The following is a 13765-nucleotide window of genomic DNA, read 5'->3' as shown; positions in this document are numbered from 1 at the left end:
CTACTACGCGGGCCGTGGGGGCATTGCCACCCTAGAGGTAGTGAATCCCGACCCGCGTGTCCAGTGCCCTAGACCTGCACACCCTGCGCTACCCGCAAACTGTGGAGCTATGGGGATACGGGCCCCAGGCCTGCTCCATGCCATCGACGCTGCCGCGCCACCCGCAAACTGTGGAGCTATGGGGATTCGAACCCCAGACCTGCTCCATGCCATCGACGCTGCCGCGCCACCCGCAAACTGTGGAGCTATGGGGATTCGAACCCCAGACCTCCTCCATGCCATCGACGCTGCCGCGCTACCCACAAACTGTGGAGCTATGGGGATTCGAACCCCAGACCTCCTCCATGCCATGGAGGCGCGCTACCAACTGCGCTATAGCCCCTGGTCACCGCTCAGGGTGTTCCCGTCGCGGCGCTCGGAGAGCATATAGCGATTCCCGGCGGTTCACCTAATCGACACCTGAGCGCCCCGGCCACGGGTGCCGTCGTACGGCTCGCGCCAGAGGCGGCGCGGGCGCAAGCCGTACGTCCGGCTAGCTCGCGGCGGGGGCGGCCTCGGGCCTGTCGTCGCTGTTCACGGGCTCGGGAAGGGTGCCGGCGTTGTGCTCGAGCAGGCGCCAGCCCTTGCGGCCCTCCTGCAGCACCGACCATGAGCAGTTGCCGAGACCGCCGAGGGCCGGCCAGAGCTCCTCGGGCAGGCCGAGCAGCCGCGCGAGCCCCAGACGGATCGCCGCGCCGTGTGAGGCGACGACGAGGAGCCCACCGTCGTCCAGCTGCCCGGCCCAGCGGCGGGTGGCGGCCGCGACGCGGTCGGCGACGTCGGTCACGACCTCACCGCCAGGGGCCTCCCACTCGGCGTACTGGACGGGCCAGCCGGCCGCGATCTCGGCGCGGGTCAGGCCCTCCCACTCGCCGCCCCCGCGCTCGCGGAGGTCCTTGTCGACGTTGACCTCCAGGCCGACCAGGGCGCCCAGCGCGGCGGCGGTGTCCTGGGCCCGTCGCAGGTGGGACGAGACGATCATCGACGGCCGCAGGGACGCGAGCAGCGACGCCGCCCGCTCGGCCTGCGCGACGCCGGTCTCGTCCAGCGGGATGTCGGTGTGGCCCTGGAAGCGTTGCTCGACGTTCCACAGCGTCTGCCCGTGGCGCCAGAAGACGACGCGGCGGCCTGCGCCCTTGCCGTCACTCACCTGCCGTCCCGCGGGCCCGCTGGGCTCGGACGTGCGAGACGCTGTCCGGGAGCGAGATGGCGGGGCAGTCCTTCCACAGGCGCTCGAGGGCGTAGAAGGTGCGGTCCTCTTCGTGCTGGACGTGGACCACGATGTCGAGGTAGTCGAGCAGCACCCAGCGGCCCTCGCGCTCGCCTTCGCGGCGGACGGGCTTGGCGTGCAGGTCGATCCGCAGGCGCTCCTCGATCTCGTCGACGATGGCGCGCACCTGGCGGTCGTTGGAGGCGGAGCAGAGCAGGAAGGCGTCGGTGATGACGAGCTGGTCGCTCACGTCGTAGGCGATGATGTCGTCCGCCAGCTTGTCGGCCGCGGCCTCGGCCGCGAGCCGGATGAGCTGGAGGGATCTTTCCGATGCGGTCACGATGTGGGTTGTTCCTCCTGTGCGGCGTACGGAGTCGGCGCTCCCATCAAATCTAGCCATTCTCCTGCCAGGATCACCCGTGAGGTCAATGTGATTTCTTCGCGCGAACGGTCACGGCATGACCGCGCCGCGCTCAGGCAGGGAACGTGCCGAGGAGGAGCCTCTCCGGTCAGGGCTTCCTGTACAGGTGCCGCTTGTTGATGTACTGGACGATGCCGTCGGGGACGAGATACCAGATGGGCTCGCCGGCGGCCACCCGCTGCCGGCATTCCGACGACGAGATCGCCAGCGCCGGGATCTCGATGAGGCTCACCTTGCCCTTCGGCAGCCCGGGGTCCTGCAGGACGTGACCCGGGCGGGTACAGCCTACGAAATGCGCCATGGTGAAAAGCTCGTCGACGTCGCGCCAGCTGAGGATCTGCGCCAGCGCGTCGGCGCCGGTGATGAAGTACAGCTCCACATCCGGGCCGTACCCCGTGGCGATGTCGCGCAGCGTGTCGATCGTGAACGTCGGCCCCGGACGGTCGACGTCCACCCGGCTCACCGAGAAGCGGGGGTTGGACGCGGTGGCGATCACCGTCATGAGGTAGCGGTCCTCGACCGCGGACACGGCCTGCTCGGCCTTCTGCCACGGCTGCCCTGTGGGGACGAACACCACCTCGTCGAGCTCGAAGTGGTGCGCGACCTCGCTCGCCGCGACCAGGTGCCCGTGGTGGATCGGGTCGAAGGTCCCGCCCATGATGCCAAGCCGCCTGATGGGGGCCCCATTCCTCATGCGTCGGACCCTAGCCTGCCTCCCGCAGGTGGCGGGAACCCGCCCCCTGCCGTCCCGCGAAGGTCATCGGGAGACGCGCGAAAGAAGGCCGCGCACCGGCATCCGCCCCGACGTAGCATGCCGACCATGACCACCACCACCCCGGATCGCAACCGCGTACAGCTGCCCGGCATCAGTTCCCGGGCCTACGAACATCCGGCTGACCGGTCCGCTCTCGTCGCGATGCGCTCCCTGTCCGGCTTCGACTCGGTGCTCAAGCGCATGTCGGGCCTGTTCAGCGAGCGCCGCCTCCGGCTGATGTTCCTCGCCTCCTCGGTGCGGGCGAGCGAAACCCAGTTCCGCGACCTGTACGACATGGGCCGCGACAGCGCCTACCTGCTCGACCTCCACCGGATCCCCGAGATCTACGTCCAGCAGGACCCGCAGCCGAACGCCATGGCGATCGGCTTCGACGACCCGTTCATCGTGATCAACACCGGCCTTCTCGACCTCATGGACGAGGAGGAGCTGCGCTTCGTCGTCGGCCACGAGACCTCGCACATCCTGTCCGGCCACGCCGTCTACGGCACGATGCTGACGATCCTCACCAGGCTCGCCACGCGCGTGGCGTGGATCCCCCTCGGCTACATCGGGCTGCGGATCATCGTGACGGCGCTCGAGGAGTGGCAGCGCAAGGCGGAGCTGTCGGCCGACCGCGGCGGCCTGCTGTGCGGGCAGGACCCCGAGGCCGCGATGCGCGCCCTGATGAAGCTCGCCGGAGGCTCCCGCCTGCACGAGATGAACATCGAGGCGTTCCTCGACCAGGCCCGTGAGTACGACACCGCCGGTGACGTGCGCGACGGCCTGCTGAAGGTGCTCAACCTCCTCGGCACCACCCACCCCTTCGCGGTGATGCGGGTCGCCGAGCTCGACAGGTGGCGCCGCCAGGGCGAATACGAGGCGATCCTCGCCGGCAACTACCCCCGCCGGGCCGACGACGCCAACGCCAGCGTCTCCGAGGAGATCAAGGCTGCCGCGCGTTCCTACCGTGAGTCGTGGGCGCAGTCGCAGGACCCGTTCATCGGCGTGCTCCGCGACGTCGCCGAGGGCGCGGTCAACGCCGGCGAGCGCATCTTCAACCGCTTCGCCCGCCGGGACAACTGAGCGAGCCCGTCGCGGCCCGCGGGGCGGCCGGAGTCTCCGGTCAGACCCAGTGGTTGTCGTGGCGAAGATAGAACTCCGCCCGTTCCTCCTCGGTCGCCGAGCCCAGGTCGATCAGCCCCTCGAAGTAGCCTTCGCGGGGTGCTCCCGGCGAGAAGTGCAGCAGCATCGACGCCGGCTCGCCCGACTCGTTGCGGAAGGCGTGGATCCCTCCGATCGGTACGTGGACGAAGTCTCCCGGCACCGTGTCGATCCAGCGCCTTCCGTCGTAGATCCGCACCGTCCCGGTGAGGATGTAGAACGACTCGGAGATCGACCTGTGGAAGTGTGGTGAGGGCCCGCTCGGCTCCGGGCCCATCTCCCAGCGGTACAGGCCGAACAGCCCGCCGGTGGAGGCGCCGGTGGCCAGGTAGTGCACGGTGTTCCCGCTCGGGTAGACCAGATCGGGCTCCTGCCCGGTGGGACGGTAGGTCGCGGTGACCTCGCCTCCGGTTCCGAGGTACTGAGGGTCCGGATATGTCACGAGTGGTTCCTTCCCCCGGCCGCGGCAGGGCCGGGCATTCTTCGCCATTCGATCGCCACCGCGTGATCATCCTCCATGCGCCGGCCCGCCCCACGGGCGGGTCACAGCGCATGGGGGATGATCCAGGCGAGCACCCGGACGGCCGCCGCGCACAGCGCGACGAAACCCCCGAGCACCGACAGCGCGCGCAGCCCCTCCCGGCGAAGGTCGGGGGCGCGGTCGCCCACGCGTTCGATCTCCCGGCCGACGATACCGCCGCAGACCACGCCGAACACCACGCCGGCCACCGTCATGGGACCCGCCTGGTTCCACCACCCGTCGTCCATGTGCCCTCCGGCCGCCACCCAGAAGGCCGAGGCGGCAATGGCGGAGGCGGGAAGCCCCGGCCACAGCGCCGCGCTGAGCAGCGCCCCGCTCAGGGTCACCGGGAGCGTCACCACCCGCAGGGTGCCGCGCACGCGCGGCGAGCGGCGGTTGCGGACCAGCCAGTGGCCGGTCCACCAGGCACGGGCCAGCACGCAGAACGCCGCCGTGATCACGAACGTCGCGAGCGGCCAGATCACCGACGCCACCACGCACGGCACCGCCACCATGGCCAGGACGACCAGCATCGCGCTGCCCGGCGCGGTGGAGCCGCCGGCCTGCACCGCCTCGGCGGCGAGTTGCGCCTCCTTGGCCTCACCCCCCGCACGCCGGGCCTTCTCCTCGGCCCGCGGCCGGTGCTCGGCGCCCTCGGCCTTGGCGCGGCGCTCGGGGCCTTCCGCGCGGCGGACGCGGACGCGCTCTCCGGGCACCCCCGTCCGCGCGGACGGGCGCGGCTGGGTCGTCTTCTTCCGCGGCGGCGGAGTCACGCCGTCGGTGGCGGCCTCGGCCGCCTCCGGGGCCCGCGACGTGGCCGCCTCGTCCGGCTGCTCCTGCTCCCCGGAACGTCCCCGGCCGCCCGGCGTGTCCTCGCCGCGCGGACGCGCGCCTGATGGCTCTCCCGCCCTGCCACGCCCACCGGGCGGGTCGTCCCCTCGGACGCGCGCGGGCTCGTCTCTGACGCGCCCAGAGGGCGGCTCGTCGCGGCGTGGCGGCGCGCCCAGGACCGGTGTGGCCGGAGCGGTCGCGCGGGCGAGGCGCGAGAGCCTGTCGGCCAGCAGCGCGGCGGTCGGCCGCTTGCCCGGTTCGCGGTTCAGCGCGGCCCTGATCAACGGCAGCAGCAGCCCCGGCACCCCGGCCAGGTCCGCCCGCCCGTTCAGGACGGCGTACATCTGCGCCTCGACGCTGCCCCTGCCGAACGTCGGCCGTCCGGTGGCCGCGAAGGCGACCGTCGCGGCCCACGAGTGCACGTCGGAGGGCTCCTCGACCGGCTCCTCGGCGAACACCTCCGGGGCGGAGTAGCCCGGGGTGCCGAGGAACGTTCCGGTCATGGTGACGCGGGTCGCGTCGGCCACCTGGGCGATCCCGAAGTCGATCAGCACGGGGCCGTCGGGGCCGAGCACCACGTTGGCGGGCTTCACGTCGCGGTGGATCACTCCGGCGGCGTGGATGATGGCTATCGCGGTGGCCAGCCCTCGGGCGAGCTCGATGAGGTTCGCCCCCGACAGGGGGCCGCTGCGCCGCACCTTGTCGAGGAGGGTCTCCCCCTCGATGTGCTCCATCACGAGGTACGGCCGGTCACCGGACAGATCGGCGTCGAGGACGCGCGCGACGTAGGGGCTCTCGACCCGGCGCAGCGCGCGCACCTCGCGGTCCAGCCTTAATCGCGCATCGGGATCGTCCCCGATCGGATCACGCAGCATCTTGACGGCGACCTTGACCCCGCGCCGGCCCACGGCGAGGTAGACGTCGCCCATGCCGCCGCGGCCGAGGCGCTCCACCATGGTGTACGGGCCGACTCGCCCGAGCCCGCCCACTCGCCGTCCGCCCATAGGAGACGCCACCATAGCGCCGATCGGTCCCCGAGCCACGGCGGCGCGCCGAAACCACACCCCACCTTCCACCGAAAATCCGTAAACGGCGGCGTCGCGAGGGGGCGGTTCCTACGGCCTCGCCCCGCTCGGCGGCTCGGGGCGCTCTCAGACCACCGCCGCGGCCGTGCCCACGCCCTCGCTCGGCGGCGAGGGACGCCCCTCGCGGGGGCTACGATCCGGCGATCACGGTGCCGGCGGCGGTACGCAGGTGGCCCTCGCCGGTGTACACCCACTTGGTGGAGGTGAGCTCCGGCAGGCCCATCGGGCCGCGCGCGTGGAGCTTCTGGGTGGAGATGCCGATCTCGGCCCCGAACCCGAACTCCCCGCCGTCGGTGAACCGCGTCGAGGCGTTCACCGCGACCGCCGCCGAGTCGACCCGCGCGACGAACCGCCGCGCGGCCTGCTGGGAGCGGGTGACGATGGCGTCGGTGTGGCCGGAGCCGTATCGCCGGATGTGGACGACGGCGTCGTCGAGGGAGTCGACGACCGCCGCGGCGATGTCGAGGGAGAGGTATTCGGCCCCGAAGTCGTCCTCGGTGGCGGGCACCACCGAGGGGCCGTAGGAGGCGATCCGCTCGTCGCCGTGCACGGTCACGCCCTCCTGCGCCAGCCGCGCCAGCGCCGAGGGGACGAACGAGTCGGCGACCGCCGCGTGGACCAGGAAGGTCTCGGCGGCGTTGCAGACCGAGGGCCGCTGGGCCTTGGCGTTGACGAGGATCTCCAGGGCCAGGTCGAGATCGGCGTCGGCGTCGACGTACACGTGGCAGTTGCCGACCCCGGTCTCGATCACCGGGACCGTCGACTCCTCGACCACGGAGTTGATCAGGGACGCGCCGCCGCGCGGGATGAGGACGTCGACCAGCCCCCGCGCCCGCATGAGGTGCTTGACGGACTCGCGGGTGGTGCCCGGCACGAGCTGCACGGCCGCCGCCGGCACCTCGGTGGCGTCGAGGGCCTCCTGCATGACCTTCACCAGGACGCTGTTGGACTGGTAGGCGCTGGAGGAGCCGCGCAGCAGCACGGCGTTGCCGCTCTTGAGGCAGAGCGCGGCGGCGTCCACCGTGACGTTGGGGCGCCCCTCGTAGATGATGCCGACCACGCCGAGCGGCACACGGATCTGCCGCAGTTCCAGGCCGTTCGGCAGGGTGCTCCCCCGGACGACCTCGCCGACGGGGTCGGGCAGATCGGCCACCTGGCGGACGGCCGCGGCGATGGCCCGCACGCGCTTCTCGTCGAGCCGGAGCCGGTCGATCATGGCTTCGGCGGTGCCGCCGCGCCGCGCCGCCTCCACGTCGAGGGCGTTGGCCGCGACGATCTCACCGGCACGCGCCTCGAGGGCGTCGGCGATCGCGCGCAGAGCGGCGTCCTTGGCCGCGCGCGGCAGCGGCGCCAGATCGGCGGCGGCCTCCCGGGCGGCGTGGGCGACCTTCAGGAAGTCATCGGCCTCAGACATGCCTCGCGCTCCTGCTCTCGATGCTCGGGTCCAGTATGACGATGTCGTCGCGGTGGATCAGCTCCCGCTCGTACTCGGGCCCGAGCGTGGCGGCCAGCTCGCGCGTGGAACGGCCGAGCAGCTCGGGGATCTCCGCGGCGTCGAAGTTCACCAGCCCGCGCGCCACCGGCGTGCCGTGCGGGCTGTACAGGTCGACGGGGTCGCCCGCGCTGAAGTCGCCCTCGACGAGGGTCACTCCGGCGGGCAGCAGCGACTTGCGCCGGCCGACGACGGCCTCCACCGCCCCGGCGTCCAGGTGCAGGCGGCCCCGGCCGGTGGTGGCGTGGGCGAGCCACAGCAGGCGGGTGCCGGGGTGGCGGCCGTCGGGCTGGAAGTAGGTGCCGACGTCATGCCCGGCGAGGGCCTGCGCGGCGTGGGCGGCCGCCGTCAGGACCACCGGGACGCCCGCGCCGGTCGCGATGCGCGCCGCCTCCACCTTGGTGATCATGCCGCCGGTGCCCACCCGGCCGGACCTGCCGAGCTCGACGCCCTCGAGATCCTCCGGCCCGGCGACCTGCGGGATGCGCCGGGCGCCCGGCTGGCGCGGGTCGCCGTCGTACAGCGCGTCGACGTCCGACAGCAGCACCAGCGCGTCGGCGTGGATGAGGTGGGCCACCAGGGCCGCCAGGCGGTCGTTGTCGCCGAAGCGGATCTCGTCGGTGGCGACTGTGTCGTTCTCGTTGACCACCGGGACGATGCCGAGCTCCAGCAGCCGCGCCAGGGTGCGCTGCGCGTTGCGGTGGTGGGAACGGCGCATCATGTCGTCGGCCGTGAGCAGCACCTGGCCGACGCGCAGGCCGTACCTGGCGAAGGAGGAGGTGTAGCGGGCCACCAGCACGCCCTGGCCGACCGAGGCGGCGGCCTGCTGGGTGGCGAGGTCGCGCGGCCGGGCGGTCAGGCCGAGCGGCCCGAGCCCGGCCGCGATCGCGCCGGAGGACACCAGCACGATCTGCGTCCCCGCGCGGCGGCGCGCGGCGAGCACGTCGACCAGGGCGTCCACCCGGTCGACGTCGATCGTGCCCTGCGGCGTCGTCAGCGACGACGAGCCGACCTTGACGACCAGGCGCGAAGCGGTCGCCACTCGCTCCCGTCCGGTGTAGTCCACGCGCGAAGTCCTTCCTGCCGGTCTAGCCGAGACGGTCGTCGGTGCCGCGCGGGCCCTGAGCGACCGCGGCGGCGTCGAGGGTCGGATGCCAGTCGAACACGTAACCGCCCTCCATCGGGCCGATGATCACTTCGGCGCCGTCCCTGGCGCCCGCCTCGCTGAGGGCCTTCTCGATGCCGAGCCGCTCCAGGCGGTCGGCGAGGTAGCCCACGGCCTCGTCGTTGCTGAAGTCGGTCTGCCGGATCCAGCGCTCGGGCTTCTCACCGGTGACCTGGAAGGTGTCGTCGTCGATGCGCCGGACCTCGAACCCGGTGTCGCCGTACTGCCTGGGCCGGATCACCAGCCTGGTGGGCTCCTCGACCGGCCGGGACGCCCGGTCGGCGGTGACCATCTCGGCCATGGCGAACGACAGCTCCCGCAACCCCTCATGGGTGGCGGCGGAGATCGTGAAGACCCGCAGGTCCTTCTCCTCCAGCATCGGCCGCACCATGTCGGCCAGCTCGCGGGCGTCGGGGACGTCGGCCTTGTTCAGCACGACCAGGCGGGGACGGTCGTCCAGCTCGCCGTACGCCGCCAGTTCGGCCTCGATCGCCTCGTAGTCGCTGAGCGGGTCGCGCCCCGGCTCGATCGTCGCGCAGTCGAGCACGTGGACGATCGTCGAGCAGCGCTCGACGTGCCGGAGGAACTCGTGCCCGAGGCCGCGCCCCTCGGAGGCGCCCGGGATCAGGCCCGGCACGTCGGCGACGGTGAACACCGTCTCCCCGGCGGTCACGACGCCGAGGTTGGGCACCAGCGTCGTGAAGGGATAGTCGGCGATCTTCGGGCGGGCGGCGCTCAGCGCCGCGATCAGCGACGACTTCCCGGCGTTGGGGAACCCGACGAGCGCGACGTCGGCCACCGTCTTGAGCTCCAGGATCACCTCGAGCTCGTCGCCCGGCTCGCCGAGCAGCGCGAAGCCCGGAGCCTTGCGCTTGGTGGAGGCCAGCGCGGCGTTGCCGAGGCCCCCGTGACCGCCCTGCGCGACGACGTAACGGGTGCCCACGCCGACCAGGTCGATCAGCACCTCGCCGGTCCTGGCGTCCTTGACGACGGTGCCGTTGGGCACCTTCAGCACGACGTCCTCGCCGTTGGCGCCGTCACGGTTGGAGCCCGCGCCCTGCTTGCCGTTGGGGGCCTTGCGGTGGGGGCGGTGGTGGTAGTCGAGCAGCGTGGAGGTGTTGGCGTCGACCTCGAGCAGGACGTCACCGCCGCGTCCGCCGTTGCCGCCGTCGGGGCCGCCGAGCGGCTTGAACTTCTCCCGGTGGATGGACGCGCAGCCGTGTCCCCCGTCACCGGCCTTGATGTACAGGACCACCTGATCGACGAACTCAGCCACCGTTACTCCCTCTCGCCGGCGCGACCGCCCTGGCCGTACGCCGTACCTCCTCCGCGCTCATCGCGACGGCGAGGCCCTTCACCCGGCTTCCGCGTCGGCCTGCGCCGAGGCGCCTGGCGGAAAACGGGCCTCAACGACGATGAGGCGGATCGACAGGTCGATCCGCCTCATCAACGTTCTGGCTCGGCCGCCACCGCGTTCATCACGCGGCCCGGCGGCCCATGGTCCCGATAGAGCGGATCTACTCCGCGGCCGGGACGATGCTGACGGCGCGACGGCCGCGCTTGTTACCGAACTGCACGTGGCCCGCGACCAGCGCGAACAGCGTGTCGTCGCCACCACGGCCGACGTTGTCACCCGGGTGGAAGTGAGTGCCGCGCTGGCGGACGATGATCTCGCCGGCGTTCACGAGCTGACCACCGAAACGCTTGACCCCGAGCCGCTGGGCGTTGGAGTCACGGCCGTTCCGGGTGGACGAGGCGCCCTTCTTGTGTGCCATGGTTCGCTACCACTACTTCCCGGGGTTGATGCCGGTTACCTTCACCTGGGTGTACCGCTGGCGGTGACCCTGGCGCTTCTTGTAGCCGGTCTTGTTCTTGTACTTGAGGATGCGGATCTTGGGGCCCTTGGTCTCGCCGAGAATCTCGGCGGTCACCTCGAACTTGCCAAGCGTGGCAGCGTCGGTGGTGACATCGCCGTCGTTGACGACGAGCACCGGCGACAGCGACACCGTGGAGCCGACCTCACCGGCGACCTTGTCCACCTCGAGGACGTCACCGACGGAGACCTTCTGCTGCCTGCCGCCGCAACGAACGATCGCGTACACCGCGGAACCCTTCTTCTGGCTAATTGCTCGCTGAACGCTGCGCCTCTAGCATCCAGCTCCCGTCGATACACGACCGGCGAACCGGGTAGGCGCGCGAAGCTAGGCACGCCACCGGACGCACCGGTTGACCAGGATACCGGATATCGGGCCCCCTGGTCGAACCGGACGGTACGCCGGGCGCCGGCCTATTCGGCCGGCCCAGCCGGTCTGGTGGCCTTGCGGGAGCGTCGCCGCCCCCGGGCGGAAGGCTGAGCGTCTTGGCCGTCCTCGTCGGAGGAGCTGTCAAGCGCATCGGTCACGCTATCACGACCGGCCTCGCCGTTCGCCGCGACAGCGACACCCACCTCCTTGAGAAGCTTGTCGGCACCGGCCTTGACCTTGCCCAGCTTCTCGGCCACCGCCTTCTCGATCGCCATCTTGCCCTGCGTGCCACGCGGCTCGGGCTTGGCCTCGACCGGCTCGGTCGAGACGATGAGCCCGCGCCCGTTGCAGCACTCGCACGGCGTCGAGAACGCCTCCAGCAGGCCCTGGCCCACCCGCTTGCGGGTCATCTGGACCAGGCCCAGGGAGGTGACCTCGGCGACCTGGTGCTTGGTGCGGTCGCGGGCCAGGCACTCCAGCATGCGCCGCAGCACCAGGTCGCGGTTGCTCTCCAGCACCATGTCGATGAAGTCGATCACGATGATGCCGCCGATGTCGCGCAGCCGCAGCTGCCGGACGATCTCCTCGGCCGCCTCGAGGTTGTTCTTGGTGACGGTCTCCTCGAGGTTGCCGCCGTGGCCGGTGAACTTGCCGGTGTTCACGTCGACGACGGTCATCGCCTCGGTGCGGTCGATCACCAGCGAGCCGCCGCTCGGCAGCCACACCTTGCGCTCCATCGCCTTGGCGATCTGCTCGTCGATGCGGTAGGCCGCGAAGACGTCGCCGTCCTCCCACTTGGTGAGGCGGTCGGCCAGGTGCGGCGCGACGTAGCGGACGTACTCGTCGACGGTGCCCCACGCCTCGTCGCCGGCCACCACCAGGGAGGAGAAGTCTTCGTTGAAGACGTCACGCACCACGCGGATGGTCAGGTCGGGCTCGGAGTAGAGCAGCTCGGGCGGGCTCGCCGACTTGGCCTTGCGCTGGATGTTCTCCCACTGCGCCGACAGCCGGGCGACGTCGCGGCTGAGCTCCTCCTCCGAGGCCCCCTCGGCGGCGGTCCGGACGATCACACCGGCGTTCTCCGGCATGACCTTCTTCAGGATGCTCTTCAGCCGGGTGCGCTCCTTGTCGGGGAGCTTGCGGCTGATGCCGGTCATGGAGCCGTCCGGGACGTACACCAGGTAACGGCCCGGCAGGCTGATCTGGCTGGTGAGCCGGGCGCCCTTGTGGCCCATGGGGTCCTTGGTGACCTGGACCAGCACCGACTGGCCGGACTTCAGCGCCGACTCGATGCGCTTGGGCTGGCCTTCGAGCCCGGCGGTGTCGAAGTTCACCTCGCCGGCGTACAGCACGGCGTTGCGGCCCTTGCCGACGTCGATGAACGCGGCCTCCATCGACGGCAGGACGTTCTGCACCTTGCCGAGGTAGACGTTGCCGACGTACGACTGGCTGGCCTCGCGGTCGACGTAGTGCTCGACGAGCACGCCGTCCTCGAGCACGGCGATCTGCGTGCGGCCGCCCTGGCGGCGCACCACCATCACCCGCTCCACCGACTCGCGGCGGGCCAGGAACTCCGACTCGGTGATCACCGGCGGACGGCGGCGGCCCTGCTCGCGGCCCTCGCGGCGGCGCTGCTTCTTGGCCTCCAGGCGGGTCGACCCGCGGAAGCTCTGCACCTCGTCGACCGACACCGGCCGGCCCGCGCGCGGCGCGCGGATGCGCACCACCGTGTTCGGCGGGTCGTCGGCGGGGGCCTCGAGATCGTCACCGCCCCTGCGACGCCGGCGGCGGCGACGCCGTGAGGACGAACCGCCCTCGTCGGCGTCCTGGGCCGCCTCATGCGACTGCTCGGCCTCGCCGGTCTCCGCCTCGTCGGCCGCGGCGGACTGATCGTCGCCCTCGTCGTCGGTCTCTTCGGTCTCGTCGGCATCGCGGACCTTGCCCCGGCCGCGGCCTCCGCGACGGCGGCGACGGCGGCGGCTGCCGGCATCGCCCTCGTCGTCCTCGTCGTCGGCGACCGCCTCGGCGGCGTCGTCGGCCTCCTCGAGCTCATCGGCCACGGGCTCGGCCCGCTGGAACGGCTGCGGTACGACCGGCGGCACGGCGGGACGCGGCTCGGGCGCCTGGAAGATCGGCGTGAACACCGCGGCGGGCGCCTGGAAGGTGACGGCCGGGGCCACGGCGCGCTCGGCCATGGCGGCCAGGCCGAACGGATCGGCGAAGAGGGAGCTCTGCGAAGCGCTCGCCTCGGCCTCGTCGGTGATGTCCTCACCGGCCGGCTCGTCGTCGAGCGGCTCCTCCTCGGGAAGCGTCCGGAGGACCTCCTCGGCGACCTCGGCCTCCTCCGCCACGGCGCCGACGCTCACGGACGGCTCGGCGGTCTCCGGCTGCGGCTCGGCGCCCGCCTCGGTGGTGGCGGGCGCCCCGGCGGCGGGCTCGGCGGCGACCGACGGCTCCGCCGGGGTCTCGGGGACCTCGGCGGTCTTCCGCGTGCGGCGGCGCTTCACCGGCGCGGCCTCGGCCTCGGTCCCGGCGGCCTCGCCCGCCTGGGCGGCGTCCTTCTTGGTGGTGCGGGTGCGACGGGTCGTCGCGGGCGCGTCGGGGTCCTTGGCGGTGGCGCGGCGCGCCCGAGTGCGCTTCACGGGCGCCTCGGCCGGCGCGCTCTCGCCGGCCGCCTGATCGGCGCCGGCCTCCGTCGCCACGGGGGCGAGCGCGGTCTCCCTGGCGGCGGCCTCCGTCGTCATGGGGCCGAGCGCGGCCTTCCCGGCGGCGGCCTCCTCACCGGCGGCGGCCACGCCGTTCTCCCCGCCGGTCACGCTCGCCGCCGGCGCGGCGTCAGCGGGC

At 72.1% G+C, this 13765-nt stretch carries 12 protein-coding genes and 1 tRNA gene; 1 reads left to right on the top strand and 12 read right to left on the bottom strand.

Features of this window, described 5'->3' with window-relative positions:
* Nucleotides 1-309: 309 nt before the first annotated feature.
* From KIK05_RS20385 to nadD, 4 genes are all read right to left on the bottom strand, one after another.
* Nucleotides 310-382 (bottom strand) — tRNA-Ala (locus KIK05_RS20385).
* Between the two features lie 150 nt (nucleotides 383-532).
* Entirely contained in the window at nucleotides 533-1189 is a 657-nt protein-coding gene (locus tag KIK05_RS20380) for a histidine phosphatase family protein (RefSeq protein ID WP_214412359.1), read from the bottom strand.
* A complete protein-coding gene (rsfS, locus tag KIK05_RS20375) occupies nucleotides 1182-1589 on the bottom strand; it encodes a ribosome silencing factor (RefSeq protein ID WP_214412358.1) in 408 nt (135 codons plus the stop codon). Before rsfS ends, KIK05_RS20380 begins: the two co-directional genes overlap by 8 nt.
* A 169-nt stretch (nucleotides 1590-1758) precedes the next feature.
* Complete coding sequence (gene nadD / locus KIK05_RS20370; RefSeq protein ID WP_214412357.1) at nucleotides 1759-2364, bottom strand: nicotinate-nucleotide adenylyltransferase; 606 nt, start codon at nucleotides 2362-2364, stop codon at nucleotides 1759-1761.
* Between the two features lie 126 nt (nucleotides 2365-2490).
* Between nadD and KIK05_RS20365 the strand changes: the two genes are divergently transcribed.
* Nucleotides 2491-3507, top strand: a complete 1017-nt coding sequence (locus KIK05_RS20365; RefSeq protein ID WP_214412356.1) for a M48 family metallopeptidase — start codon at nucleotides 2491-2493, stop codon at nucleotides 3505-3507.
* Nucleotides 3508-3547: 40 nt separating this feature from the next.
* Here the strand turns inward: KIK05_RS20365 and KIK05_RS47065 are convergent, their stop codons facing one another.
* The 8 genes from KIK05_RS47065 to KIK05_RS20325 form a co-directional block, all read right to left on the bottom strand.
* Nucleotides 3548-4027, bottom strand: a complete 480-nt coding sequence (locus KIK05_RS47065; RefSeq protein ID WP_308250025.1) for a cupin domain-containing protein — start codon at nucleotides 4025-4027, stop codon at nucleotides 3548-3550.
* Nucleotides 4028-4128: 101 nt separating this feature from the next.
* A complete protein-coding gene (locus KIK05_RS20355) occupies nucleotides 4129-5940 on the bottom strand; it encodes a serine/threonine protein kinase (RefSeq protein WP_214412354.1) in 1812 nt (603 codons plus the stop codon).
* A gap of 211 nt (nucleotides 5941-6151) precedes the next feature.
* Nucleotides 6152-7435 carry a glutamate-5-semialdehyde dehydrogenase gene (locus KIK05_RS20350; protein WP_214412353.1) on the bottom strand — a complete coding sequence of 428 codons (1284 nt, stop codon included), beginning with the start codon at nucleotides 7433-7435 and terminating at the stop codon, nucleotides 6152-6154.
* Nucleotides 7428-8579: a glutamate 5-kinase gene (proB, locus tag KIK05_RS20345; protein ID WP_214412352.1), complete on the bottom strand. Its 1152-nt coding sequence runs from the start codon at nucleotides 8577-8579 to the stop codon at nucleotides 7428-7430. The genes KIK05_RS20350 and proB overlap by 8 nt, the downstream gene beginning before the upstream one ends.
* A gap of 22 nt (nucleotides 8580-8601) precedes the next feature.
* Nucleotides 8602-9954, bottom strand: a complete 1353-nt coding sequence (gene obgE, locus KIK05_RS20340; RefSeq protein WP_214412351.1) for a GTPase ObgE — start codon at nucleotides 9952-9954, stop codon at nucleotides 8602-8604.
* A gap of 241 nt (nucleotides 9955-10195) precedes the next feature.
* The gene (gene rpmA / locus KIK05_RS20335) at nucleotides 10196-10453 is read right to left on the bottom strand and encodes a 50S ribosomal protein L27 (RefSeq protein ID WP_184979518.1); all 258 of its coding nucleotides are present in this window, start codon (nucleotides 10451-10453) and stop codon (nucleotides 10196-10198) included.
* A gap of 12 nt (nucleotides 10454-10465) precedes the next feature.
* Complete coding sequence (rplU, locus tag KIK05_RS20330) at nucleotides 10466-10780, bottom strand: 50S ribosomal protein L21 (protein WP_214412350.1); 315 nt, start codon at nucleotides 10778-10780, stop codon at nucleotides 10466-10468.
* Between the two features lie 185 nt (nucleotides 10781-10965).
* On the bottom strand, nucleotides 10966-13765 hold a 2800-nt coding region (locus KIK05_RS20325), incomplete at its 5' end, for an Rne/Rng family ribonuclease (RefSeq protein ID WP_372455601.1).

Source organism: Sphaerisporangium fuscum (assembly GCF_018531465.1).
GTDB classification, from domain to species: Bacteria; Actinomycetota; Actinomycetes; order Streptosporangiales; family Streptosporangiaceae; genus Sphaerisporangium; species Sphaerisporangium fuscum.
The sequence above is the reverse complement of the archived record's forward strand: the minus strand, read 5'-3'. Positions and strand labels throughout refer to the sequence as shown.